This is a genomic window from Pseudoalteromonas luteoviolacea, from assembly GCF_001696455.1.
GTDB classification, from domain to species: Bacteria; Pseudomonadota; Gammaproteobacteria; order Enterobacterales; family Alteromonadaceae; genus Pseudoalteromonas; species Pseudoalteromonas luteoviolacea_C.
Genome location: NZ_MAUJ01000001.1, coordinates 518,448 through 542,246 on the forward strand (window position 1 = coordinate 518,448; position 23,799 = coordinate 542,246).

General features: G+C 42.1%; 25 protein-coding genes and 1 pseudogene. 18 read left to right on the forward strand and 8 right to left on the reverse strand.

Translation table 11 applies throughout. From position 1 onward, the window contains the following. Window positions 1–73: 73 nt before the first annotated feature. Entirely contained in the window at window positions 74–751 is a 678-nt protein-coding gene (locus A7985_RS02220) for an ArsR/SmtB family transcription factor (protein WP_065788798.1), read from the forward strand. Window positions 752–813: 62 nt separating this feature from the next. Further along, window positions 814–1,428, forward strand: a complete 615-nt coding sequence (locus A7985_RS02225; RefSeq protein WP_065788799.1) for a hypothetical protein — start codon at window positions 814–816, stop codon at window positions 1,426–1,428. 16 nt (window positions 1,429–1,444) lie between these two features. On the opposite strand, the gene A7985_RS02230 is transcribed toward A7985_RS02225, so the two are convergent. Further along, window positions 1,445–2,197: a helix-turn-helix domain-containing protein gene (locus tag A7985_RS02230; protein ID WP_065788800.1), complete on the reverse strand. Its 753-nt coding sequence runs from the start codon at window positions 2,195–2,197 to the stop codon at window positions 1,445–1,447. Between the two features lie 523 nt (window positions 2,198–2,720). Here A7985_RS02230 and A7985_RS02235 point away from each other — a divergent pair. Together A7985_RS02235 and A7985_RS02240 are read left to right on the forward strand one after the other, a co-directional pair. Then, on the forward strand, window positions 2,721–3,365 hold the full coding sequence (locus A7985_RS02235) for a hypothetical protein (RefSeq protein ID WP_065788801.1): 645 nt from the start codon (window positions 2,721–2,723) through the stop codon (window positions 3,363–3,365). 127 nt (window positions 3,366–3,492) lie between these two features. After that, entirely contained in the window at window positions 3,493–3,999 is a 507-nt protein-coding gene (locus tag A7985_RS02240; protein ID WP_065788802.1) for a cytochrome b/b6 domain-containing protein, read from the forward strand. A gap of 74 nt (window positions 4,000–4,073) precedes the next feature. On the opposite strand, the gene A7985_RS02245 is transcribed toward A7985_RS02240, so the two are convergent. Beyond that, window positions 4,074–5,189 carry a pyridoxal-phosphate-dependent aminotransferase family protein gene (locus tag A7985_RS02245; protein ID WP_081310393.1) on the reverse strand — a complete coding sequence of 372 codons (1,116 nt, stop codon included), beginning with the start codon at window positions 5,187–5,189 and terminating at the stop codon, window positions 4,074–4,076. A 185-nt stretch (window positions 5,190–5,374) separates the two neighbouring features. Next, on the reverse strand, window positions 5,375–6,226 hold the full coding sequence (locus tag A7985_RS02250; protein WP_065788803.1) for a LysR family transcriptional regulator: 852 nt from the start codon (window positions 6,224–6,226) through the stop codon (window positions 5,375–5,377). Window positions 6,227–6,359: 133 nt separating this feature from the next. Here A7985_RS02250 and A7985_RS02255 point away from each other — a divergent pair, with 133 nt between their 5' ends. The 8 genes from A7985_RS02255 to A7985_RS02290 all read left to right on the forward strand — a co-directional run bounded on the left by A7985_RS02255 (window position 6,360) and on the right by A7985_RS02290 (window position 10,882). After that, the gene (locus A7985_RS02255) at window positions 6,360–7,019 is read left to right on the forward strand and encodes an FMN-dependent NADH-azoreductase (RefSeq protein ID WP_065788804.1); all 660 of its coding nucleotides are present in this window, start codon (window positions 6,360–6,362) and stop codon (window positions 7,017–7,019) included. Window positions 7,020–7,121: 102 nt separating this feature from the next. Further along, window positions 7,122–7,601: an ASCH domain-containing protein gene (locus tag A7985_RS02260; protein ID WP_218061275.1), complete on the forward strand. Its 480-nt coding sequence runs from the start codon at window positions 7,122–7,124 to the stop codon at window positions 7,599–7,601. Further along, entirely contained in the window at window positions 7,598–8,245 is a 648-nt protein-coding gene (hxpB, locus tag A7985_RS02265; protein ID WP_065788806.1) for a hexitol phosphatase HxpB, read from the forward strand. Before A7985_RS02260 ends, hxpB begins: the two co-directional genes overlap by 4 nt. 153 nt (window positions 8,246–8,398) lie before the next feature. Further along, window positions 8,399–8,758 (forward strand): response regulator, encoded by a 360-nt coding sequence (locus A7985_RS02270; RefSeq protein WP_065788807.1) that lies wholly within the window; start codon window positions 8,399–8,401, stop codon window positions 8,756–8,758. Between the two features lie 110 nt (window positions 8,759–8,868). Continuing rightward, a complete protein-coding gene (locus tag A7985_RS02275) occupies window positions 8,869–9,258 on the forward strand; it encodes a RidA family protein (RefSeq protein ID WP_065788808.1) in 390 nt (129 codons plus the stop codon). Between the two features lie 84 nt (window positions 9,259–9,342). Then, window positions 9,343–9,696 carry a RidA family protein gene (locus tag A7985_RS02280; protein ID WP_247684660.1) on the forward strand — a complete coding sequence of 118 codons (354 nt, stop codon included), beginning with the start codon at window positions 9,343–9,345 and terminating at the stop codon, window positions 9,694–9,696. Between the two features lie 24 nt (window positions 9,697–9,720). Continuing rightward, on the forward strand, window positions 9,721–10,161 hold the full coding sequence (locus A7985_RS02285; protein WP_065788810.1) for a GNAT family N-acetyltransferase: 441 nt from the start codon (window positions 9,721–9,723) through the stop codon (window positions 10,159–10,161). Window positions 10,162–10,366: 205 nt separating this feature from the next. Then, window positions 10,367–10,882 (forward strand): adenylate kinase, encoded by a 516-nt coding sequence (locus tag A7985_RS02290; RefSeq protein WP_065788811.1) that lies wholly within the window; start codon window positions 10,367–10,369, stop codon window positions 10,880–10,882. 83 nt (window positions 10,883–10,965) lie between these two features. Here A7985_RS02290 and A7985_RS02295 read toward each other — a convergent pair whose 3' ends face one another. Together A7985_RS02295 and A7985_RS02300 are read right to left on the reverse strand one after the other, a co-directional pair. Beyond that, complete coding sequence (locus tag A7985_RS02295) at window positions 10,966–11,448, reverse strand: acyl-CoA thioesterase (RefSeq protein WP_065788812.1); 483 nt, start codon at window positions 11,446–11,448, stop codon at window positions 10,966–10,968. Window positions 11,449–11,542: 94 nt separating this feature from the next. Beyond that, the gene (locus tag A7985_RS02300) at window positions 11,543–13,192 is read right to left on the reverse strand and encodes an electron transfer flavoprotein-ubiquinone oxidoreductase (protein ID WP_065788813.1); all 1,650 of its coding nucleotides are present in this window, start codon (window positions 13,190–13,192) and stop codon (window positions 11,543–11,545) included. A 175-nt stretch (window positions 13,193–13,367) separates the two neighbouring features. Here A7985_RS02300 and A7985_RS02305 point away from each other — a divergent pair, with 175 nt between their 5' ends. The 3 genes from A7985_RS02305 (at window position 13,368) to A7985_RS02315 (ending at window position 16,353) form a co-directional block, all read left to right on the forward strand. Then, window positions 13,368–14,120 (forward strand): electron transfer flavoprotein subunit beta/FixA family protein, encoded by a 753-nt coding sequence (locus tag A7985_RS02305; RefSeq protein ID WP_065788814.1) that lies wholly within the window; start codon window positions 13,368–13,370, stop codon window positions 14,118–14,120. Beyond that, window positions 14,117–15,043: an electron transfer flavoprotein subunit alpha/FixB family protein gene (locus tag A7985_RS02310; protein WP_065788815.1), complete on the forward strand. Its 927-nt coding sequence runs from the start codon at window positions 14,117–14,119 to the stop codon at window positions 15,041–15,043. The genes A7985_RS02305 and A7985_RS02310 overlap by 4 nt, the downstream gene beginning before the upstream one ends. Before the next feature lie 749 nt (window positions 15,044–15,792). Continuing rightward, window positions 15,793–16,353 carry a DUF4879 domain-containing protein gene (locus A7985_RS02315; RefSeq protein WP_065788816.1) on the forward strand — a complete coding sequence of 187 codons (561 nt, stop codon included), beginning with the start codon at window positions 15,793–15,795 and terminating at the stop codon, window positions 16,351–16,353. A gap of 28 nt (window positions 16,354–16,381) precedes the next feature. Here A7985_RS02315 and A7985_RS02320 read toward each other — a convergent pair whose 3' ends face one another. Then, window positions 16,382–16,828: a hypothetical protein gene (locus A7985_RS02320; RefSeq protein WP_065788817.1), complete on the reverse strand. Its 447-nt coding sequence runs from the start codon at window positions 16,826–16,828 to the stop codon at window positions 16,382–16,384. A 181-nt stretch (window positions 16,829–17,009) separates the two neighbouring features. Between A7985_RS02320 and A7985_RS02325 the strand changes: the two genes are divergently transcribed. Next, entirely contained in the window at window positions 17,010–17,375 is a 366-nt protein-coding gene (locus A7985_RS02325; protein WP_065788818.1) for a GFA family protein, read from the forward strand. A 4-nt stretch (window positions 17,376–17,379) separates the two neighbouring features. Here A7985_RS02325 and A7985_RS02330 read toward each other — a convergent pair whose 3' ends face one another. Both A7985_RS02330 and A7985_RS02335 read right to left on the reverse strand, forming a co-directional pair. After that, a complete protein-coding gene (locus tag A7985_RS02330; protein ID WP_065788819.1) occupies window positions 17,380–18,372 on the reverse strand; it encodes a helix-turn-helix transcriptional regulator in 993 nt (330 codons plus the stop codon). Continuing rightward, the gene (locus A7985_RS02335) at window positions 18,372–19,280 is read right to left on the reverse strand and encodes a GGDEF domain-containing protein (protein WP_065788820.1); all 909 of its coding nucleotides are present in this window, start codon (window positions 19,278–19,280) and stop codon (window positions 18,372–18,374) included. Before A7985_RS02335 ends, A7985_RS02330 begins: the two co-directional genes overlap by 1 nt. Window positions 19,281–19,589: 309 nt before the next feature. On the opposite strand from A7985_RS02335, the pseudogene A7985_RS02340 reads away from it, so the two are divergent. Next, window positions 19,590–22,378: pseudogene (locus A7985_RS02340) on the forward strand (TonB-dependent receptor). 53 nt (window positions 22,379–22,431) lie between these two features. Next, window positions 22,432–23,706: a metallophosphoesterase gene (locus tag A7985_RS02345; protein WP_065788821.1), complete on the forward strand. Its 1,275-nt coding sequence runs from the start codon at window positions 22,432–22,434 to the stop codon at window positions 23,704–23,706. The last annotated feature ends 93 nt before the right edge of the window (window positions 23,707–23,799 follow it).

Genomic DNA, 23,799 nt, shown 5'->3' on the forward strand with positions numbered 1-23,799 from the left:
CTTTATTATTTTGAGGCAGTCTACCAAGCCAAAAATAACATGCTTCGATGGCCATCGAACTATTGGTAAATATATGGAACCAAATATCTCAGTCGTAGCAGGGTTAATTGCAGATCCTACCCGAGCTAAAATCTTGACCGCCTTAATGGGGGGTAAAGCATTGACTGCCACCGAGCTCGCAATAGAGGCCGATGTGACGCCGCAAACGGCAAGCAGTCACCTATCAAAGCTAGTTGACGGTGCTTTATTGCAAGTTAGGAAGCAAGGTAGGCACCGATACTTTCAATTAAAAGGGTTAGCGGTTGCAGAGTTACTGGAGCAACTTTTGGTGATGACCACAAGTGCGCAATCTAAAGTGCAGACAGGCCCGAACGATACGCGGCTGCAATACGCTCGTGTATGTTATGACCACTTAGCAGGAGAGTTGGGCGTCACGCTTTATGATGCGTTAGTCGCAAAAGGTATGCTAATAGATGGCGGTGAGCAAACGCAGCTCACAGAAAAGGGAAAGTCATATTTCAGAGAGCTGGGTGTGGATGTAGCACGACTGCAATCCAAAAAGCGTCCTGTTTGTAAATCTTGTTTGGATTGGAGTGAGCGTCGCAACCATTTAGCAGGTAGCCTTGGGCAGTGGGTGTTAGATTATATTTTTGAAAAAGGTTGGGCGCAAAGAGATTTAGATGCGCGTTCGGTGAGCTTTTCAAAAGCGGGTCTAAAGGCGTTTAAGCGTGTGTTTTTAGTTGAACTTTAAGGCACTTATGGTTTTGATGTTATACATACGTCTTACATAATTGACTATTTAATGGAGATTATATGAATTACACCCCAATTGATAAGCAATCCGACTTAGATAGTCTAGATGCAGATATTTGCTGGGACGACTCTACCTTAGTAGAGTCTTATGTTAGCCAACAATGGCCTAGCTATTTTCCTAATGCAATTGCTTCAAGTGGTGGGCTAGGGTTTCATTATCACTGCCTTTATGAAGTGTGCAGTGCAGAAAAGTCTCATCTTGAAATCGTATTTATAAACGTCGAAGATCTTAACCATAGAGAATTGGTTGATATGACGCTGTCTGGCCGAGTTTTGTACAACTCGGAGGTGGTTCTAGTCAACGCCTCGGGAACGAGCTTCTTGAAATGTGCAAAGATAATATACCGTTTTATAGATCTGGAGCATCATGAGCAGTTTGGCTATTTTATAGAATCAGGTGTCGTGGGTACAAATGAACTTGCATCAGATGAGGCGTTAAACCTCTATGTTTCTGACTCCAACACGCATTTGCTGTTGAGCACAATAGATCGAGAGGTTGAGGTGTTGATGAGTGATGGGAGTGGGCACTCACAACAGATAAAACTTAATGAAACGCAAATAGAAGAGCTAGCTAAGTTTATCACTCAGACGCGTCTTCGAAATATTACCTCATAGCAACAAACACTCAGTGCTAACTCACTTGCTGCATTGTACGCCATTTGCTTGGGGTAGTCCCCAGTTGCTTTTTAAACTCATTATAAAATGAACTCTTGTTGTTAAACCCACTATCTAACGCGATTTGCGTAATGCTGGCCTTATTTGTTGCGTGTATCAACAGTTGGCAAGCGTGTTGAACACGATGCTCGTTGAGTAGATTATAAAAACTCGTGTGCATATGTTCATTGAGCAGCTCAGACGCTTGATGTTGTGTTATTCCAAGCCTAGTCGCAAGTTGTCCCAGTGTAAGTTGGTTGTCTAAGAAAAGTTGTTCATTTTGTAGTAAATGGTCCAATTTTGCTATGCAATCTTGTGCCACCGAATCGCTGAGCTGTATGGTTCGTTGCTTGGCTTTTAACCCTTTCAAACCACGTTCTTGGGTATCTAATTCTTCAGTGTCAATGTGTTGTGGGTAGGGCAGGGGGCTTTGAATTGAAACCTGTTTAATACGATATGCAGCATAAAAAGAAAATGTCATTAAGTATAAGCAGATACTGACATTAAGGAGCGACCATAAGGGGTAAGTCCAGCTCGATTGGCTTAAAAATGATATTGCAACAGAGCCGTTCAGGGCTATCAAGTAGGTGATTGTAAGTACGAGTAATTTACTGCATTTAAGGGAGTTCTCTGTGGTTCTGGTGGCAGATTGCCAAATGCATGTTACGTAGCTAAACATCAAACCAAAGTAGATGATGTACATCAATTCAGTTTGCGTATGAAAACCCATCACTTTTACAGTTAGAAAGAATACAAATGGGGTGCAATGAAGAAGCACATCCTTCATCTTCGGAGATGTTGAACTGCAATAGAATAAGTAAGTGAATGCGCAGAATAGTAAAATGCAGCAATTTGCGATTTGCGATATGAGTGGCGCGTTTATGTAAAACTTTAATTGCACATAGCTAATAAGCGGAATGAGCATTAGAGCAAGATTTGCGAGACTGAGATAGTGAGCGCTTTCATTAAAGCTTCGCTCATATTTAAACATGAGACCTGCGCAAAATAGAGTCAGCACACAGCAAACTAAATAAAACTCCCTTTGTAGTTCAATCCACATAAATAAAGTTACTCTTAGCTCGTTTTATTCGAATTTACTAATAACAATGTCAATTTAGTTAAATGGACACTGGCTAATTATTTGATTGGTATCGATATTAATTCAAAAAAATCCTCTTTTATCAAGGTGGAATATTTTTACCCAAGTAGTTAGGAGACTGGAGGCACGATAACAACACGGACTAGGAGTCATTATGAAATCTATTCAAGCAGCAATTTTATTAACCAGTTTAAGTTTTGCTAGTGCAAACAGTGCCGCACAGCCGTTAACTGAAAGCGAAGTAAAAATATTAAAACAAAATGTCGTTACGTATATGAGTGCCTGGAATGTTTTGGACGAGAGCGAACGAGTCAGTATGTTAGAAAAGGCAACTAATCCGGGTTTCGTATATCAAGATCCAAGCTCTGCAGGTTATGCGATCAACAACGCCCAACTGGTAAGCAACTGGATAGGTGGTTTTCAAGGGCAAATGCGCGATTATGGGCTCTGGCCTTATGATGCCACTTTGGTGTCAAATATCGAAGTACATGGCAGCGTCGACTCGGCAAACATCAGATTCAACTGGCATATAACTGCGCTTGGTGGCGCAGTATCGGTTGCAGAAGGTGTCGACTATGGCACAGCGTCCAATTTAAAGCTCAATAGCATTACCGGGTTTTTTGGTGCACTTACACCTAAGTGTCAGTCGCCTGATTGGCAACTTGGTGAAACCTATGTGAGCGACAGCTTGGTGACTTATAAAGATGCCATTTATCAAGCTAAATGGTGGACTCAAGCTTCACCAGAGGAAGATACCGAAGTTTGGGTTAAGCTGCACGATTGCACCCATGAAATCTAGTCAAAATTCTAGTTAGCACCAAGGGCGGCATAATTGGCTGCCTTTTTTGTTTTTTCAGAATTATTTGAAAGTTTACTTTTGAACGCTACTATATAGCTTTAGCAATGATAAAATAAAGGAGTATTTAATGGCTAATAAACACTATATTGTCGATCGTTCACTGCACTGGTTTGCCGCATTTTTAATATTGTTTATTTTGATGAATATGGGAGCCCAAATCCACACCATTAATTATCAAATAAAAGGCCAAATTCTTCATCGTCAGGATGCAATCCAAACACATGCTCTCATGGCTATGGGTGTGTTTACATTAATCATTTTACGATTCATTTGGGAAAAGCTGTTTATAGCCAAGCTTAAAAGACAACCCATTCAAGGAGAGTGTCACAAATGGTTTGTACAAACTATTCATGCGTGTTTTTACCTTATTCTGACAGGCTTAGTTTTGACAGGTTTAGGCATGGCAGTAAACGCAGATGTGGTGATCCATTTGTTCGGTGTACAAGTATCCGATGTGGCTGAGAGTGATGGCCGTTTCTATGCCAAAATGTTAGCTATTCATTTGCAACTTATCACCCTACTATGGTGGTTGATAATGTTACATTTTGCTGGTGTTATATATGCTCGTCGCTAGCTTGCCCCGCTATCTTGCCCTTAGGTAGTAACCCGATTAGGTGTGAAGGAATATCACACCTAATGTACGTGTCTTTAACCTAGTACATCTTCCAATGCAGCAAGTAACAATGCGATGTTTTGTGCTTGTGCAGTGGTGCCCATAAGGCCGATTCTCCATGTTTTACCAGCGAGTTGACCAAGCCCCGCACCAATCTCAAGGTTATACTTATTTAGAAGCGTTGCGCGCACGTGGGTATCATCGACGCCTTCTGGAATAATGACGGAGTTTAATTGAGGTAGACGATAATTTTCATCAACTAAAAAATCAATGCCAAGCTCTGTTAGGCCTTTATGTAGTGATTTATGCAGTTGAGAATGTCTTTGCCAGGCTTGTTCTAAACCTTCTTGCTTAAGCATTAATAATGATTCATGCAGGGCATAAAGCGAGTTAATTGGGGCTGTGTGGTGATAGCTGCGCTTGCCTTCACCAGACCAATAATCCATTACAAGCGACTGATCTAAAAACCAGCTTGGTACTTTTTTTGTTCGTTGCTTTAATACGTTAACAGCTTTGTCACTAAAGCTCACAGGAGAAATACCCGGAACGCAAGATAAGCACTTTTGAGAGCCGGAATATATTGCATCGATACCCCAGTCATCGACTCTTAACTCGTTTCCGCCTAATGATGTCACGGCATCTACTATCGTCAATACATCGTATTGCTGTGCCAGTTGACAAAGAGATTTTGCATCGCTGCGCGCCCCCGTGGAGGTTTCTGCATGAACAAATGCGAGGGCTTTTGCATCTGGGTGAGCAGAGAGTGCGTCGGATACTTTCTCTACAGACACAGGGTCGCCCCATTTGTCTTCAACAACAATAGGCTGCGCACCGACACGTTCTACGTTTTCCTTTAATCGGCTGCCAAATACGCCATTAATACATACGATGACTTTGTCATTTGGCTCAATTAGGTTAACGATGCAGGCTTCCATCCCGGCTGAACCAGGAGCTGAGAGCGCAATTGTAAACTCGTTCTTTGTACAAAACGCATATTGCAAGAGCTGTTTTATTTCATCCATGAGTCCTATAAATTGCGGGTCCAAATGCCCGACCGTGGGTCTTGCAAGGGCACCTAATACACGAGGCGATACGTTCGAAGGGCCCGGACCCATGAGGGTACGAGGAGTTGGGTTAAATGATTCGTACATAAAATTCCCGTTTGTAGTAAGTCGTTCTAAGCAAATATGCATACTAAGAGCAGCATCACGTGAGACCACCATTGTGGGCATTATGTCGCTGACTTTCCAGTATTGAAATCAAAAAATGATGAGTAAATAAACAAATTAAAGATGATTAATCGGTGTTTATCTGCACCGCGATATACTTCCGTTTTTTAATTGAAAAGGGCTTTAAGCCAAGCAATAAACTGTGTTTGTTTTTGAGTGTTTGAAGCCGAAGTGCTGACGATATAATACCCAAGCTGTGATGGTTGAGCACAAAAACCAGACTGAATTAGTACCTTATTCGCCAAATGGTGCTTAACGAGTGTCGTAGAGCAAAATGCTAATCCTGAGCCTGCTATGGCCTCATCAATGCAGTATGACTCTTGATCAAAGTGCACCACTTCAAACGCTCGGTGATCCATCTCATTGCTCTGCAGCCATTGCTGCCAAGGCGGCGCTGGTAAGAGAGGGCTCTTCCATTTAGGGATATATACTTTCGTGTTTTCTTGAGTGGCGCATTTTTTGAGGTTTTCTGCTGTTCCATAGACGTTAAATAATTCAAGTGAAAGCTGTGCGCTTTGCGCAACCTTATGAACTTCACCAAAGCGAATAGAGATGGCTTGAGGGTCATGGTTTAGTTGTTCGCCGGTTGCGATCTCTACTTCTAAATCGGGGTAATTACTTGTCAGGGTGCGAAGCTGAGGGATCAAAAACTGTGCTGCAAATGATGAGGTAGTTTGTATTTTTAATTTCTGGGCTTGAGTTTCCAAGGCGCTTATTGCGCTTTCAATTGTGCTGAAACCCGATAAGGTCGCTTTTGCCAGAAATGCACCTGCATCCGTCAGGGATACTTCTCGTGTCTTGCGTGTAAATAAGACGGTATCTAATTGAGATTCAAGATTGCTGATGTGATGAGAGACCGCGGTGGCGCTGATGTTCAGCTCTTGTGCCGCAAGTTTAAAGCTACAGTGACGCGCCGCGACATCAAATACTCTCAGCGCTTGCATAGATACTTTTCCCATCTTAACCCCTTTTCTCGTTGGTGCTGTATTATACATGAGTAAAAGTGATTTATAAGATCAGTCTATTCATTTGTCTGTTCAAGGGGGAAAACGCACAATTGGTCTCGCAATACACTGTTAAGAGAGATTAAAGATGACTCAAATACTTCAAATAGATGCCAGTATTCGCAAACGCGAAAATGACAATCCAAACCATGACTCAATTTCCAAAAGACTGGCGCATAGCTTTGTAAAAACACTCAAAGAAAACACATCCATAGAAAGCTACATTTATAGGGATGTTGGCGCTAACCCGCCACCATTTACAGATCAAGATTGGCTGGGTGCGGTATTTACACCTAAGGAAAAACGTACTGATGCCCAAAATAAAAAACTGGCTATATCAGATAAGCTAATAGATGAATTAAAACGAGCTGACATTGTGGTGATCGCTACCCCTATGTATAACTATGGTATGCCGGCTCAGCTAAAAGCCTGGTTTGATCAGATAGTGAGAGTCAACGAAACTTTTAGCTTTGACCTTGCCCGGGGGGATTTTCCTTTGGCACCGATTTTGTCCGGAAAGACCCTTGTACTTTTAACATCGTGTGGTGAGTTTGGCTTTGAACCGGGTGGTATCAGAGAGAGTATGAACCATTTAGCACCACACATTCGTACCCTGTCTAAGTATTTGGGATGCGAGCAGGTCTATGAGGTTGCTTCAGAATATCAAGAATTTGCTGATCTCAGGCATCAAAACTCTTTAGATGGCGCTTTTGCAAAAACTCGAGAGCTTGCTTTGCACCTTGCCTAACATTTGAAGTAAACAGCAAAAAGTAACTTTGCTGTTTACTTACACGGCACACAAACTCTATCATCTCTTTAATTCAAAATGGCTTCAAAAGGAACAGAGATTTTGGTAGATGTACCCAATCACCCGTCAGTGCGAAAAATATGTGCGGACTATTTTGATAGAATTAACCAACCTGTTCAATACTTAGACAGTTGGCATTTTTGTGACAATGAAAAAGATGCAAACGAGTGTTTATCTCTGGTGTTGGCGGGTATCAAGAAAGCGACAACACCGTCACTTTGGTGGTATCAAGCGAATGAACTTGCCTTACCTCAGGTGGGGGATCTAAACGTGGTTACCGATTGGAATGGCGTCGCAAGCTGTATCATAAAGACCGTCAGCGTTAAAGTTGCCCCATTTAATAACATAGATGCCGCTTATGCACTTTTAGAGGGGGAGGGTGATAGAAGTTTAGAATATTGGCAGCGCGTTCATTGGGACTATTATCACCGCGAACTGGCGGATACTGACTATACACCTGATAAAAAAATGCCCCTAGTGTGTGAAGAGTTTGAAGTGGTGCATAAGCTAGGTGATTTATGATTGATGCCGTAATTTTTGATATGGATGGCACTTTGATTGACTCAGAGCCTATGTGGAAAGAAGCCGAAAAAGAGGTATTCAGCGGGTTAGGTGTTAATGTTACAGAGCAACTCGCACAACAAAGTGCATCAATGACCACCATTGAAGCTTCTGCGTTTTGGTACAGCCACAACCCTTGGCAAGGGCCGAGCATTCAAGATGTAGCGAATAGGGTGGTAGTTCGTGTAGGAGACTTGATTGCAAAGCACGGTGTTGCTCTTGATGGTGTGCATAACACACTTTCATTACTTGACAAAAATCAGATTAAAATTGGTCTCGCAACCAATGCCCCCGAACAGTTAATCCCTATTGTATTAGGCAAATTAGGCATTGCTAAATACTTTTCTGCTTGCTGTTCATCAGACAATGAGCTGGAAGGAAAGCCGCATCCAGCGATTTACTTATCGACCGCCAGAGCGCTAAATGTGTGCCCATCGCAGTGCTTGGCTATAGAAGACTCCGGTACTGGCGTTTTAGCTGCAAAAGCAGCCAATATGCGTACACTCGCTGTGCCGCATATTGATGAGTACGATCATCAAAAATTTGATCTATCGGACTTTAAACTGAAAAGCTTGAGTGAGTTTGGATTGGGCCATTTGGCGTGATATATGCATCATTTAATTGTGATTTAAGAGGGGGTTTTGCGTCAAAACCTGTATTATCCAGTTGAAAATACACCGTGAACTTTGCAATTGTAGCAGGGTATGACTAGCATAAATCATTGTTGGGTAAACAACTTGCAGTATAAAGGGAAGGACATGCGGATTTTAATCGTTGATGACACTTATTTTATGCGCGAACTGATTAGTGAAAGTTTGCAAGAACGTGGCTTCAGAGAATTGACACAGGCATCCAATGGGGAAGAAGCGCTGAGTGCACTATCGGGTGAGCACTATGACCTGATTGTGACTGATTGGAATATGCCCAAAGTTAACGGTGTTGAGTTGATAAAAAAAATGAAACTCGAACCTGCGTATAGCCATATTAAAATCATCATGCTAACAGGCGACACTTCCCCTGAAAAAGTGCAACAAATGAGCCAGCTTGGCGTTAATGCATATATATCAAAGCCCTTTACACCAGAATCCTTGTCTGATTTGGTCGTTAAGCTTGCCTAAACTGACGACCAAAATTAATTCCTTTCATCAGTCCTAAACACTTGAAAAAGTTTACCAACGCGGTGACTATAAGCACACTTTTATTTCATTAACCAGAAACGGAAATTATCATGACGAAAGTTTTACATACAGAGTCAGCACCAGCGGCAATCGGTCCTTACGTACAAGGTGTAGATTTAGGCAATATGGTTTTGACTTCTGGTCAAATCCCAGTAAACCCATCCACCGGTGAAGTGCCTGAAGCAATCGCAGATCAAGCGAGACAGTCTCTTGAAAATGTAAAAGCCGTGGTAGAGTCTTCAGGCTTAACCGTTGGCGACATCGTTAAACTTACCGTGTTTGTAAAAGATCTCAATGATTTTGGTACGGTAAACGAGGTATATGGCCAGTTCTTTGACGAGCATAATGTTGCTAACTACCCTGCGCGCTCTTGTGTTGAGGTTGCACGCTTGCCAAAAGATGTAAATATTGAAATTGAAGCAATTGCTGTACGCAAGTAGTATGATTTTTTAAACGAGGGGCATACGCCCCTTTTCTCAATTTCAGCAGTTACTTTATAAGCAACTCAATGATCAAGGAGCAGTATGATGATTGAAAGAAAGCGCGGGCTATACGAGGGCCGCAATAAATCTTCTGCGTACAAAGACCTCGTTTGGACAGTCGCCACCTCTTTTGACACGCAAGTGGATATGGCACAGCAAACGCAGCATACCTTAAATACAATTCAAGATAATCTGCTTGAACTTGGTTCGGACAAAAGCAAAATCGTTTCGGCGCAGGTGTATATTGCTAATATGTCTGACAAGCCGATTATGGATGATGTATGGAAATCTTGGTTAGGACCAAACCCAGAACATTGGCCGCAACGAGCCTGCTTAGGAGTGAACTTAGAAGGGGATGTATTAATTGAAGTGACAGTCACGGCTGTTAGAGATTAGCAGCCTTGTAAGGAAGTGTGATACATGATCGAATTACTGCAATCTTCCCCTCAAGATGTGGACGCTTTTATTGCCATGGAACAACAAAGTAGCACTTTGGCACACATCATTCCATATGCCAAAGAAGCACATTTAGAAGCCATGTCCAATGCGCATATCATCTATTTATCAATATATGCCGAGCAAAAGTTGGCAGGCTTCATAATTCTGGCAATTGACCAAGAGAACAGTGTGGAGTTCAGGCGTATTGTTATCTCTGACCAAGGCAAAGGGATTGGCCAAAAAGCGATTGCGTTAATGGAGGCATACTGTGTGGAAAACCTTAAACGTCAGCATGTATGGCTGGATGTATTTGAGAAAAACACCCGTGGTATCCATATTTATACAAAGCTTGGCTATAGGCAATTTGACGAAGCAGTACACGAGGGCAGTAAGTTGATACTTATGGAAAAGTCCCTCGCTTAGGACCTTAATACGCGTAGAACTTGACTTAAATGAACTTTGAAGACAAGATGAAATTATGAACAGAATGAGATTCAACTCTACGCATCGAATTATCATCATCATTCCTTAGGAATGGTGGGAATACGCTGTGCGTAGATAATAAACCCGCCCTAGTAGGCGGTTTTTTTATGTCTGCCTTTAGGGACTATTTAATCAAGGAGGTAGCATGAAAAAAGTAATGGTATTCGGTAAACCTGGCGGCGGTAAGTCAACATTGAGCAAGCATCTGGCAAACAAGCTGGCGCTACCGTTACATCAGATAGACTCGATGGCTTTTAAAGCCAATGGGATGGCAGTTGAAAGGAGCCATTTTGATGATGCTCATGAGCGTTTGTTATGCTCTGATAGGTGGATCATTGATGGACTGGGACCGCTTAGCGCGTTTAACCAAAGACTAACGCTGGCCGACACGCTAATTTACATTGATTTACCGTATCGAACAAGCTACTGGTTGGTGACAAAGCGCTTGATTAAAAGCGTTTATCAAAAACCAGAAGGCTGGCCAGAAGGAAGCTCTGTATTAAAAGGAACAATACAATCCTATCAGTTTTTAAGCCGCTCACGGGCTTTTTGGAATGATGCGTTTTTGCAGTCTCTTGAGCAAAAAGGTCGGGGGAAAACGCTTTATCATATAAAGTCCCTTTCAGAGATTTCTGAACTTGTACACACGCGAACCCAATAACCACCTGTGAAAAAGTTGGGCGACAGTACTTTCTTTATCGCCCACTTGGGAATGAATCAATCAAACAGGGGGTCGGTTGTTTATCAATCATCTTGATCAAGGGTAGCTTGCAGCAGGGACTCTGTTTGAATGGCGATGTCTTTCATTTTAATTGCATATTGTTCTAGTGCTTTTTGTTCTGTATTTTCTGCAATAAATTTGGGCACTGGAATTGGGTAGCCAGCTTGATCCATCGCGATAAAACTAATAATACAGTGATTAGTTTCGACCATGTGTTGATTTTGTGGATCCCCACAACGCACTTGAATAAATATTTGCATACTGGTTTTTCCGGTATGTGCAATTTTTGCTGATACCTCAACAATTTGACCGACTAGAATAGGGCGATGAAAGCGTACCCCCGCAACTGATACCGTGACGCAATAAGCGCCACTCCAGCCAGCCGCACAAGCATATCCGGCCTGATCTATCCATTTCATCACCACGCCCCCATGCACTTTTCCGCCAAAGTTTACATCGGTTGGTTCTGCTAAGAATCTAAAAATGACTTCTGATTGATTGGCCATACACGCCTCAATTGTTGCTGAATATGGTCTAAGTATAGAAAAAAAGGGGCATTTCGCCCCTCGCAATTTGAGAAATAGTAATAATTGGTTGGTATTACATGTTGGGGTAATTAGGACCGCCAGCCCCTTCAGGCGTTACCCAAGTGATGTTTTGACTCGGATCTTTAATGTCGCAGGTCTTACAGTGAATACAGTTTTGTGCATTAATGACAAATTGCTTTTCGCCTTCTTCACTTTCATTCACTTCATATACGCCAGCTGGGCAGTAACGCTGTGCAGGCTCGGCAAACTTTTCTAAATTAACATTAATTGGGATAGTCACATCTTTGAGTTGAAGGTGGCAAGGTTGCACTTCCTCATGGTTAGTGTTGGACAAGAACACCGAAGATAACTTGTCGAAACTCAACTTGCCATCAGGTTTGGGGTAGTTAATTTCGGTTGAATCTTTCGCCAGTCTGAGAGACTCATAATCTTTGCTGATATCTTTGATCGTGAAAGGCAGTGAGCCTGAGAAGAAATTTTGATCAATCATGTTGTATGCACCGCCTAAGTAGCGACCTAGTTTGTGCATCGCCGGGCCAAAGTTACGAGATTGATAAAGCTCCTCATGTAACCAACTGGCTTTGAATTTTTCGTCAAAACCTTTTAGTTCAGCCGATGCGTCTTCGCTCGCTAGGGCTTCAATGATGGTGTCAGCGCCAATTATCCCTGACTTCATTGCGGTGTGGTTACCTTTGATTTTCGCAAAGTTCAGTGTACCGGCATCACACCCAATGAGCAGGCCACCAGGAAAATGCATTTTTGGCAGGGCATGTAAGCCACCTTTTGCTATCGCTCTAGCGCCATAAGCTACACGTTCACCGCCCTCAAGTGTCGCTTTGAATACAGGGTGGTGTTTCATTCGCTGGAATTCATCAAATGGGCTTAAATATGGGTTCTTGTAGTTCAAGTCGATAATAAGACCCACGACAACCTGATTATTTTCAGCGTGATACATAAACGAACCGCCATGGGTTTCGCTGTCTAGTGGCCAGCCAGTGCCGTGTACGACCGTACCTTCTTTATGCTTTTCTGGGTCAATTTGCCAAATTTCTTTGAAACCGATGCCATAGTGCTGAGGCGAAGCTTCTTTGTCTAATTCGAATTCGCTAATAAGCTGTTTACCAAGGTGGCCCCTGCAACCTTCAGCAAAAACGGTATATTTTGCTCTGAGTTCCATTCCGGGCATATAAGTGTCTTTAGGCTGGCCTTCTCTGTCTAAGCCCATATCGCCTGTAATGATGCCCTTTACTTCATTTTCTTCAATAATTAGTGAGTGCGCACTGAACCCCGGAAAGATCTCAACCCCCAGTTGCTCAGCTTGTTCGGCCAACCAACGACAGACATTACCCATAGACACAATGTAATTACCTTCATTTTTAAAGGTTTTTGGTACAACCATGTGTGGTAAATTTGTTGCGTTTTGTTCATCTTTGAACAGGTAGATGTCGTCGTGTGTAACTTTGGTGGAGACTGGCGCGCCTTTTTCGGCCCAATCAGGGATTAATTCGTCTAATGCTTTGGTTTCAAATACTGCGCCCGACAAAATATGAGCGCCTACTTCTGAGCCTTTTTCTACTACACAGATCATCAATTCTTGTTCTTTTTGCTGTGCTTGTTGGGCAAGTCGAATAGCACAAGATAGGCCCGCAGGCCCCGCTCCCACTATAACGACATCAAATTCCATGGTTTCACGTTCGACCATTTTTACCTCGTATACATTGACGGTAGATTAACTTAAACTCGAGTTAAGTTTTTTTTACGTTAAGCTAAGGTTATTTTAGGTTGACGTTTACGTCAACAGGAAGTAGGCTGGTTTCATTAAATTGTTTTATTGACGTACGCGTCAGCTACACAAATAACCAGATGATGGAGTAACCATGAAAGTACTTGTACCAATCAAACGCGTGATTGACTACAACGTCAAAGCGAGAGTCAAGGCCGATAACAGCGATGTTGATCTTACGAATGTAAAAATGGCTATGAACCCGTTTTGCGAAATTGCAGTAGAAGAAGCTATTAGATTAAAAGAAGCGGGCAGTGCAACTGAAGTCATTGCAGTGTCAATTGGCGATAAAGCTTGCCAAGAACAGCTTCGTACTGCACTTGCTCTTGGTGCTGACAAGGCAATCCATATCGAGACTGACGCTAAACTCGAATCTCTTCATGTTGCAAAACTTCTTGCAAAGTTGGTTGAACAAGAAAACCCAGAACTGGTTATCCTAGGTAAACAGTCCATTGATGCAGATAACAACCAAACGGGCCAAATGTTAGGTGCACTAACAAAACGTGGTCAAGGTACATTTGCTTCAAAACTAGTGATTGAAGGTGAAAATGCAGTTGTAACCCGTGAAGTGGATGGTGGTCTACAAACTGTTTCATTGCCACTTCCAGCGATTGTTACAACAGACCTGCGTTTAAATGAACCTCGTTATGCAACGTTGCCAAACATCATGAAAGCGAAACGCAAGCCTCTTGATGTGATAGCAGCGGATACGCTTGGTGTTGATCTCGCTCCTCGAGTAGAACTAGTCAAAGTTGAAGAGCCAGCTAAACGTGAAGCTGGCGTGATTGTAGAGAGTGTTGAAGAGCTTGTAACTAAACTTAAGACTGAAGCGAAGGTGATCTCATGAGCGTATTAGTAATTGCAGAACATGAAAATGGTGTATTAAAGCCTGAGACTGCGAAAGTAGTTAGCGCTGCGGTAAAAATTGGTTCACAAGTGGATGTCCTTGTAGCAGGGCATAACGTAGCAGGTGCAGCGGATTCAGTAGCCAGTATAGCTGGCGTAAATGTTGTAAAACTCGCTGATAACGCAAGCTTTGAACATCAATTAGCAGAGAGCACAGCGGATTTAATCGTAGAGATCGCAGGGGGTTATAGTCATATTCTCGCGAGTGCTTCTACGACAGGTAAAAATATTCTACCTCGTGTTGCCGCGCTTTTAGATAAGTCCCAGATCTCAGAGATCGTTGATGTTATCGATGCTGATACGTTCAAGCGTCCAATTTATGCCGGTAACGCAATTGCAACGGTTAAATCACTCGAATCTCAAAAAGTGATTACTGTGCGTGCTAGTGCTTTTGACGCGGCAGCTGAACAAGCCCCTGTTGCGGTTGAATCTCTATCTAATGACAATGCAAACACGCTGAGCAGCTTTGTCGGTGTCGAGCAGACTGAATCAGAGCGTCCAGAGCTTACAGCTGCGCCAGTAATTATTTCTGGTGGACGTGGTATGCAAAACGGTGAAAACTTCGCATTGTTGAACGGCGTAGCAGATAAACTGGGCGCAGCGATCGGTGCATCTCGTGCTGCGGTAGATGCTGGGTTTGTACCAAATGATATGCAAGTAGGCCAGACAGGTAAAATCGTTGCGCCTGACCTATATATTGCGGTCGGCATTAGTGGTGCAATTCAACACCTAGCAGGCATGAAAGATTCAAAAATCATTGTGGCTATTAACAAAGACCCTGAAGCGCCTATTTTCCAGGTGGCAGATTATGGCTTAGTTGCTGATTTATTTGACGTATTACCTGAGCTTGAGCAAGCTCTGTAACCAATTCTGGTTGTTAAAGCCGTGTGCTGTACGCCGCGGCTTTTTTTATTGATTACTTACCAACAACACACATGCCCTCAGTTCAATTAAGACACTGCCATTTATAGCCTGTATGAGGCATCTTTAAGTCAGCTAGATAGCAAATATGAAATTGGATTATGTTGGCAGATCAGTTTGTGTGTTCAGCTTTTAATGCCTATTTCCACTATCAAATACACAGTTACCACGCTAACGAAGATATATAGAAAAGAGCCATTGGCAGTTAATGGTTGATTGACTCTTTGTACGTTTGAGGTTTTAGGATTCAGAGGTGCTTTTTCTATACAAACACGCACTAGACTTTAGTCTCACTTAGATTGTTGCGTTGAATCTAAGTCGGTTTTTATAGAACGCTAAGTTTTACGCTGCTATTTTGTCAATTTTAATTTGTTGTCAGTAAGAGCCTTACCACTATACGTGTTTGATTTTGTTTTCGTAGTTTCACTCGATCTAAGTGGGCTCAAAAAAGCCAAGTCATAATATTGCAATAATCTTTAGATTAACCTGCTGCATAATCAAATTATTTGCTTTTAAAAAACTGAAGAGTTTAATTAGTAGTTGTTTTTTTCTAACAGCCTGTAAACACATTGGCGATAAAATCATCGAGTGCGTTCTTGATTTGGGTAATAAATTATTTGTAATTGGGTAATTATTTCTCATAGGATAAATGTGCAGTATCTAATTTAACTAAAACAAAAGGACGTTACAAAATGAAAAAATTAATAATGGGACTTTCTATTTTTAGCACGTTTTCTGTTATGGCAAGTGAGTTACCAAAGTTGGATACTTTGGTTCATGACCCTGCGTTTGTAGAGTATACAGAAGCACTTAAAAAGGAAGTTATCAGTACGCACGAAAACTATCAGTTGTATTTAGATTCTTTGCAGAGCAAAGGCGAAATTGTTCCAATGGCGCCTGCACCAAAATTAACTTATTTAGAAATCCGTGGCGTTTTATCGGCTTTGTATCCTCAATGGGACTATGTAAATCCATCTTCATTCTCGACCAATGAAGATCACGGTGGTGAATTTTACGCGGTCACTGTTGAATACGGCTACGCAACTCCGTCTTCTCGACGTTTTCAAGTCAATGGTTCAACACTGTCTTTGGCGCTTTCAGACCCTATTAAAAATGCGAGCAATGTGTTAATTGGCTACATAAATTACTGGCATAATACGCAAACCAATTTTACCAGTGGCACTTCAACTTATCAGGCGACTTCAATCAACTTCCCTTACAACAAAGAAGATGACCGATTATATATTCGCTAGGTAAACATTGTCATACGAGTGCTTATCGTTAGGCACTCGTATTTAATCCAAATTGATATACCTCGAGCTTTCTGATCATCGTTTCATAATTTTTAACAACATCATCTGTCGCAACGCCTTGTTGCTTAACCGTTGCCAAATCATCTTTCATTTTCGAAATGACATTAAATTTTTCGCTTTGAGCTTGAGCAAGTGTTGTGCCGCCCAATTGCCCGTCATGCTCTATTAATCCATATCGGCCTGTCATAAAAGCCATCTCCCCCATGCTGAGCACGCCCTGATCATAGAGTGTTTGCGCGGCTTCTGATTGCTCCTTAAGCGTCATGTTTGTGAAATCAAACTGCCTGTCGGGCATAGAAGGCGCTTTGTTAACTTCCGCAATACTTTGCTGTGATTGAGCCTGACTAGCCTTGTTTGCTTGATGACTTGTAGATGTGACTTGGTAATAACTGTTAATTCCCACTGAGTTAATCATTACTAATCCTTAATATGATGTTGAGTCGCTTTTATAACAGCAAATTACATTCCAATTTGATTGTTTATCGACCAACTGAAAGGGGCTAGCTCTGGCTTTTCGGCTCTGTTTTAAGTTAACCTATTTATAATTAGTAACTTAATAGTTACATTTTAGTTTTCTTACTTGGGAGTATCGAAACGTGATAACAGGAAGTTGCCTCTGCTCGGCAATTAAATTCACGCTTTTATGTGAGCCTAAGGCGGTAACGGCGTGTCATTGCCGCATGTGTCAAAAACACCATGGGTCAGCCTTTGCCGTCTTTGGCAGTGTACCGAAAGCACAGATATTGATTGATGAGGGAGAAAGCCTGATTGCTTCCTTTAACTCTTCAAGTGACATTAACAGGCAGTTTTGTCAAAAGTGTGGGTCAAGCTTGTTTTGGCTTGGCAGCAAAGAATATTCTGATTGGATGTCAATTGCCATAAGTAGCTTAGATGACGATTTTGCGATAGATAACGTGAAACATATCCATTTGGAATCTCAAGCTTGCTGGCTCAAGGGTTAACGGATTAAACTTTTCTCAATTCAGAAGGGGTAATGCCAAGCCAACGCTTGAATGTCCTCCTAAAGTTTGGCAAATCATTAAAGTGCAGCAATCTAGCCACTTGAGCGTTGGAATAACCTTGCTCTTGAATGCAAAATACGGCCTTTTGACTTAATAAGCGGTCTTTTACGTATCCAAACTGACTGTTATGGAGTGCTAACTTTCTTTTGAGCGTTGCAGTACTGATGTTTAAGTAGTTTGCTAAGTCGTCTTGTGAGGCTTTCGGGTGAGCGATTAAATAGTTTTCAATGTGTGCCAAAAACCCAGGTTGTGGCAAGACTTGCAGTTGGCAAAGCGGTGCTTTTAATGCTTCGATTGCCCCAGTTTGCAGTGAGTTCATCATTGTTCTCTGTACTACAAAGCCGGCGAAGTGCTGAGAAAAAGAAAGTGGTTGATGACAAAATGCGCGATATTGTTCCGCATATTCAGGCTCGGGAAAAGGCAACTGAAAAGCGATGGATGTGTCTGGTAAGCGCCATTTTAAAAAACCACACACCATACTAAGCCATACCTCTAATAAAAACTTATTCGCAAAAGCGGGTATTTCACTAATTGCGGGGTTCAATACAAAATGAAGGGTCTGGCTTTTCCTAAACATGCGCGCATTGAAATAAGGAAATAAGCAATTTTGTAATTGGTTACATGTAACGAGCAAAGATTTTAAATTGGTACAATGAAAGAGATAAGGTGCGTATTGCGCTGAAATATTGTGCAACATATGCTGTCCAAGCACAAAGCTAACATCTTGCCCAAGGTGATGATGTGTTATGTTTTGCAGTACTTGAATAAGATGTTTAAAACTGGAGCTGTGTCCTTGTTTTTTTAAATCATCGTAAAACAACTTTGTGCCTTTGAGGGCTTTGTCTGGGTGAAGTCCACGCTGTTTTACCAGCTCTATTAATGGCAGCAATAACTGATTTGTGGGCTGCCTTTGCTGGTTTACTTCAATGTAGGGCACTACGCAGCCTGCTTTTTTTGTTTTAGCTGTGAAATCAATTGATCAAACACTTTAGTGCTTGCAGTATCTGACGAGACCTCTACACAAGCCGCGCTGAGCGTCATTGCATTGATTGTTGTAAGGTCATCATCGTATTGATAATTGCGCTTAGCCGCGTCACAAACCCGATCTATGATTATTTGAGCTGTTATATAGGGCGTTGCTGGGAATAGCACGACAAATTTATCTCCCGCATATCTGCATGTTAGGTCACACCCTCGGATATGCAGGGTGATCAATTGCCCTGTATTTCGTAGTAGCTCTTCACCTTTAGCAATACCATACTCAAAACAAAACTGGTTATATGCATTGAGATCAAACATTGCGACACAGAAATGTCTTGTCGTGTCATTTAAAAGGCTGATCTCGTTACTTATTTGCTTTTCCATGTAACGCGCGCTGTATAGCCCAGTAACGTAATCTGTGAATGTATGTTCTCTGAAATGACGCTCTTTTTTCAGTAATGTTAAGTTTAAATAAGTTTGTTCTTGGTACCACCAATACATTGCAAAACTCATGACTATCATTCCAAGCAGAGCGGGAAATGCTTCGAGGCTACTTAAGGTCGGGTGAATATGTTCAAAAGTTAAAAACTCATCTAAACAATCTAAAAGTAGAGAAACATGCATCAGTATGAGCCCATATGACAACGCAGTTGTGACCCTTCCAGCCGGTCGGCTAAGTAGTGTTGCCACGAGCCAAATTAAAGACATCACGGCCAAACCGCCTTCGCCTATAGCATCGAGTGTCTCTATTGTCACCCGAGGTTTCCATTGACCAAAAATGATGGCGACGGACACTGTGATTGCGACCGTACACGTGAGCAGTAGCCAAAGCTCTAAGTGTTTTATACGTTTTAAAGGAGTCATTAGCGAGTTCGAATTGGTTTGTGTTTTTCTATGTTATTTCAATCAATTTTCTTTTACAGGGTCAATTTAGCTCACGACTTTGACAGTTTTTTTAATGTTATTCGTAATATCTGAATAAATTAGGAAGGAACGCGCGCATATGGCCAATAAATGGGGGTAAAAATAGCTCAATTGACTATAAAAACCTAGAAAAAACGTGTTCTTTCAAGGTGTTTGGAAGTTTTCTGAAATAAATAATTCATATTTTATCGATAAGGTTTTGCCGATTTTTTTAGGGTAATCAGCCATCACAATCTGTGCGAGATAAATATGAAACATACACTACCGTTACCTTTTTCAAAGCCCTGTAAAGCCGTAGCATTAGTTTTAGGACTTGCTGCTACTGGCGTGCAAGCAAACACGCTGCAAGGGCAAATTGGTGATACACAGAGCAAAGCACTTTTCGAAGGGGCACAAGTTACGCTTGTTGAGCTTAACAAGCATGTAAACTCGAATCGCGATGGTAGCTTTGTTTTTACAAAAATACCGGCAGGCAACTACACATTAAGAGTGAACTACATAGGCGCTCAATCTAACGAGCAACTGGTGGTTATTCAGGAGAACCAAACCACGCATGTAACGGTGCAACTTAAGCCAATAGACAGCGAAGTAGATAACATAATCGTTGTTGGTCAGCGTGCAGGGCAAGCAGGCGCGTTTAATAGGCAAAAGAATGCCGATGGAATTATGTCCATTGTGAGCGCTGATAGTATCGGGCAATTGCCAGACCAAAATGCAGCAGAAGCACTGCAGCGTCTACCCGGTATGTTTATTCAACGAGATCAGGGGAGGGTCGATTCGTTGGGATCCGTGGCATCGACCCAGGGTTAAACAACGTTGCTATTAATGGTGCAAATGTCCCTTCACCCGAAGCCGGTATTCGAAGCGTCGCAATGGATGTTATCCCAAGTGAAATCATTCAAAGCCTAGAGGTGAGTAAAACAGTTACGCCTGATATGGATGCTAGCGCCATCGGCGGTAGTATAAATGTTAAAAGCTTGAGTGCGTTTGACAGGCAAGGGCAAAGCTATAGCTTTACGGCGCAAGGGTCGCACAATGAGCAAGTAGACAAGACAAGTCCAAAACTGTCCGCAAGCTTTAGTGATATTTTCGATATGTCGGGCCAGACCCAATTGGGGGTTGCGACAGCAGTTTCTTGGTTTGAGAGAGAGTTTGGCTCTCACAACATGGAAACCGATGGTGGTTGGATGGCGCTAGAACAAGAAAGCGCCGAAACAGGCGAAGATGCCTCATTTTTTGGTGCGCAAGAGATTGAACAAAGACATTATCAAGTAACACGCGAAAGGCTAGGTGCAGCGTTAAACTTAGATTTACATCAAGGCAGTCTCAACAAGTATTATCTTCGTACTTTGTACAGCGAATTCTCAGATGATGAATTTCGTCAAAGAAACGAATACAAGTATGACAAGGGCAAGTATTTAAGCGCACAATCTACTGATTCATCAGCCTACTTCACAGACGCTGAAATGGACAGAGATACTAAAGATCGTTATGAAGAGCAAAGTATTTTATCTGTTGTTGCTGGTGGTGAGCACGTAATACAAAGTTGGTTTGTGGAATACAATTTAGGGTACTCTAAGTCGGACGAAAGAGAGCCTAACCGCCTGGATGTAGACTTTGCAGGTGAAGAGCTCACTTTGGGTTATGCGAGTTTAGGTAGTACGCCCGATTTATCGCGCTCTGATGATGCCCATGACCTGACTCATTTTGCGATGGACGAAATGGTTTGGGAAAATAACCTAAGCGAGGACGAAGCGACCAGCTTTAAACTCGATGTAACTAACGACTTCATTTTAAAAGGTCATAACGCCCAGATCAAAATGGGACTGAAGTACAATGACCGAGAAAAGCTCAACCTCGTAAAAACAGTCGTGTACGATGGTGGGTTCGATGATGTTACGGCACATCAATTTGCTTCGGATGAGCCAAGTTATGAGATAGGGCAATTTGGTCCTGGTTTATCGCGCCAAGGTATACGTGAATTTTTCAATGCCAATAGGGCGAGTTTCGATGTAAACGCACTTGAAAGTGATATTGAAAGCAAAGGCAAGAGTTACACTTCTCAAGAAACGGTGACTGCGCTATACGGTATGTTTAGTATAGATGTAGGTAATTTAAATATTATTACCGGGCTGCGCTTTGAAGATACGGACTATGAAACCGCAGGCAGCCGAGTGGAGCTCATTAAGAATGACGTTGAAGACAGTGAGACGGTCGCAATTACACCTTGGCAAGTGAGTAAAAACTACGATCATATTCTGCCAAACTTAACGTTACGCTATGCCCACTCAGATTCCCTAATTACCCGCTTTGCATATACGCAAACGATTGCCAGACCAAGCTTTGGCGATGCGGCTGCTTTTCAGTTACTAGAAAACGAAACATCAGTCGAAGATGATGTCGTTACCGTTGAACGAAAAGGAGAAGTGGGCAACCCAGATCTCAACCCATATGAATCGGAAAATATAGACCTCTCAATTGAATATTACCCAGGAAAAATTGGCATTATCAGCGCAGGTGTTTTCCATAAAAATATCGATAACTTTATCGCCAAAGAGCAAGTGCAAGATAATGGGAATTGGGATGGGTTTAAGGAAGTTATCCAATCCGTCAATGGCGGTGAAGCTGAGCTCAGTGGGGTTGAACTTGCGTATACCAAAAACTTTGACAGCGGCTTAATGTTTTCGGCCAACGGAACCTTCATTGATGCAGATGAGGCATTGCCGAATCAATCTGACACCGTCGCAAACATCATGTTTGGTTATGAAAGCAATAAAGTCAGTGCACGACTGAGTACTAGCTATAAAAGCAAGGCATACCTCATGACTGAGAACGGTGCTCGCGTTTATCAAGATACCCATAACCAAGTTGACTTGAGTATTAAATATTACTTTAACGAACAGATTCAACTCTACTTCAATGCCGTTAATTTAACTGATGAGCCTTTTTACGTTTATCACGGTGAAAAAAGGTTTAATTATCAATATGAAAGCTATGGTCGCTCATTTGAGTTTGGTATGACTTTCACATCTTTCTAATTATAACTACGCAATAAAACAGGGCTGCCGAGGTAACTTGGCAGCAAATCACTATGAAATTAAAAACGACTCATGCACTTTTGACTGCTCTATTAATAGGGAGCACTGGCAGTGTTTATGCGACGGATACTATTTCGTTTCTTGCTTTTGGCGATGGTGGATATCACCCTGATTACCCAAAAGAAAAACATATAAAAAAGCCGAAAAATAAAAAGCAGTTTATCGCAGCCGAGAAAGCAGAGTGGTTAGAAGAAAATAGGCCTATTGAGGAGTTTAATCATGCGCCTATCTACGTTTACCCAGGCACAGAGGTAGCAACCGAAGATACTGGCGCTGCTGCGGTAGGCAAAGCGATGGCGAAACTATGCGAAAGCAAGTCATGTCAATTTGGCATTCAATTAGGAGATAATATTTATCCAGATGGTGCGGATGCAAACGATGGTAAAGATGACCAAAAACGTATGGATGATCTCATCTTAGGGCCTTTAAAGCCTTTATTTCGTAATAATAAAGACCTTGTGGTGTATTCCGCGTTAGGTAATCACGATTGGAAAACTTCTCGAAAAGGTGTGAAATTACAAACCGAGTGGATGGCGAAGCAACCTAATTTTCATATGGACAAGCGCGGCTATTATAGTTACACAATTGGGACTGCCGGAAACGATGTCGAGTTTTTTGTGCTTGATACCAACATGCTGCTATCAGGTCAGCACTATTATGAGATACCACTCAAAAAAGATGGCAGCGAGCAGGGGCTTGCATCCGCATTAGCAAGTGGCCAAGCGGAAGTGGAAGACATTGAGGTGCATGAATCTCCAGTCAATGGTGAAGACCACAAGCAAATGGCATGGTTGGCGGACGGCTTGAAGAATTCAAAAGCGAAATGGAAAATTGTCTATGGGCATCATATCCTTTGGTCGATAGGTGGAACTAAATATGACGAAGGACATGTATTACGCCGCTTAATTCTTCCAGAATTATGTCAGTATGCGGATGCATATATTGCGGGTCATGAGCATGACTTGGAGCTACTAACTGATGATTGTACGCGCATATTACCTAACAATACTAAACCTAAACTACCCTTGATTATCAGTGGTGCGGCGTCAAAGATGCGTGGCACGCATACGCCTTTTGCACAACAGCAGGAAAAGCGCTATGGCGAGTATGATTTGATTTGGGCAAAAAGTTTCATATGGGGTTTTGCGCATATTGAATTAGATAATCGAAGTGACCGTCTCAATGTGAGCTTTTACACAACGCCAAGAGACAAATCTGGTGCCGTTGAACCAGAAGCAAGCTTTTCATTTAAGCACCGAAGTAAATAAAAAGGTTGTAAAACCATCTAGCGAAGGCTTTATAAAGAGGGCCTTCGCGACTTGTTACACTCAAAAATGAACGATTATGGGAAGACAGTTACT

Excerpts from the sequence above, each read along its gene's own strand:
- A7985_RS02220 (WP_065788798.1), top strand. The coding sequence starts at position 74 with ATGGAACCAAATATCTCAGTCGTAGCAGGGTTAATTGCAGATCCTACC.
- A7985_RS02225 (WP_065788799.1), top strand. The coding sequence starts at position 814 with ATGAATTACACCCCAATTGATAAGCAATCCGACTTAGATAGTCTAGAT.
- A7985_RS02230 (WP_065788800.1), bottom strand. The coding sequence starts at position 2,197 with ATGGGTTTTCATACGCAAACTGAATTGATGTACATCATCTACTTTGGT.
- A7985_RS02235 (WP_065788801.1), top strand. The coding sequence starts at position 2,721 with ATGAAATCTATTCAAGCAGCAATTTTATTAACCAGTTTAAGTTTTGCT.
- A7985_RS02240 (WP_065788802.1), top strand. The coding sequence starts at position 3,493 with ATGGCTAATAAACACTATATTGTCGATCGTTCACTGCACTGGTTTGCC.
- A7985_RS02245 (WP_081310393.1), bottom strand. The coding sequence starts at position 5,189 with ATGTACGAATCATTTAACCCAACTCCTCGTACCCTCATGGGTCCGGGC.
- A7985_RS02250 (WP_065788803.1), bottom strand. The coding sequence starts at position 6,226 with ATGGGAAAAGTATCTATGCAAGCGCTGAGAGTATTTGATGTCGCGGCG.
- A7985_RS02255 (WP_065788804.1), top strand. The coding sequence starts at position 6,360 with ATGACTCAAATACTTCAAATAGATGCCAGTATTCGCAAACGCGAAAAT.
- hxpB (WP_065788806.1), top strand. The coding sequence starts at position 7,598 with ATGATTGATGCCGTAATTTTTGATATGGATGGCACTTTGATTGACTCA.
- A7985_RS02270 (WP_065788807.1), top strand. The coding sequence starts at position 8,399 with ATGCGGATTTTAATCGTTGATGACACTTATTTTATGCGCGAACTGATT.
- A7985_RS02275 (WP_065788808.1), top strand. The coding sequence starts at position 8,869 with ATGACGAAAGTTTTACATACAGAGTCAGCACCAGCGGCAATCGGTCCT.
- A7985_RS02280 (WP_247684660.1), top strand. The coding sequence starts at position 9,343 with ATGATGATTGAAAGAAAGCGCGGGCTATACGAGGGCCGCAATAAATCT.
- A7985_RS02285 (WP_065788810.1), top strand. The coding sequence starts at position 9,721 with ATGATCGAATTACTGCAATCTTCCCCTCAAGATGTGGACGCTTTTATT.
- A7985_RS02290 (WP_065788811.1), top strand. The coding sequence starts at position 10,367 with ATGAAAAAAGTAATGGTATTCGGTAAACCTGGCGGCGGTAAGTCAACA.
- A7985_RS02295 (WP_065788812.1), bottom strand. The coding sequence starts at position 11,448 with ATGGCCAATCAATCAGAAGTCATTTTTAGATTCTTAGCAGAACCAACC.
- A7985_RS02300 (WP_065788813.1), bottom strand. The coding sequence starts at position 13,192 with ATGGTCGAACGTGAAACCATGGAATTTGATGTCGTTATAGTGGGAGCG.
- A7985_RS02305 (WP_065788814.1), top strand. The coding sequence starts at position 13,368 with ATGAAAGTACTTGTACCAATCAAACGCGTGATTGACTACAACGTCAAA.
- A7985_RS02310 (WP_065788815.1), top strand. The coding sequence starts at position 14,117 with ATGAGCGTATTAGTAATTGCAGAACATGAAAATGGTGTATTAAAGCCT.
- A7985_RS02315 (WP_065788816.1), top strand. The coding sequence starts at position 15,793 with ATGAAAAAATTAATAATGGGACTTTCTATTTTTAGCACGTTTTCTGTT.
- A7985_RS02320 (WP_065788817.1), bottom strand. The coding sequence starts at position 16,828 with ATGATTAACTCAGTGGGAATTAACAGTTATTACCAAGTCACATCTACA.
- A7985_RS02335 (WP_065788820.1), bottom strand. The coding sequence starts at position 19,280 with ATGACTCCTTTAAAACGTATAAAACACTTAGAGCTTTGGCTACTGCTC.
- A7985_RS02345 (WP_065788821.1), top strand. The coding sequence starts at position 22,432 with ATGAAATTAAAAACGACTCATGCACTTTTGACTGCTCTATTAATAGGG.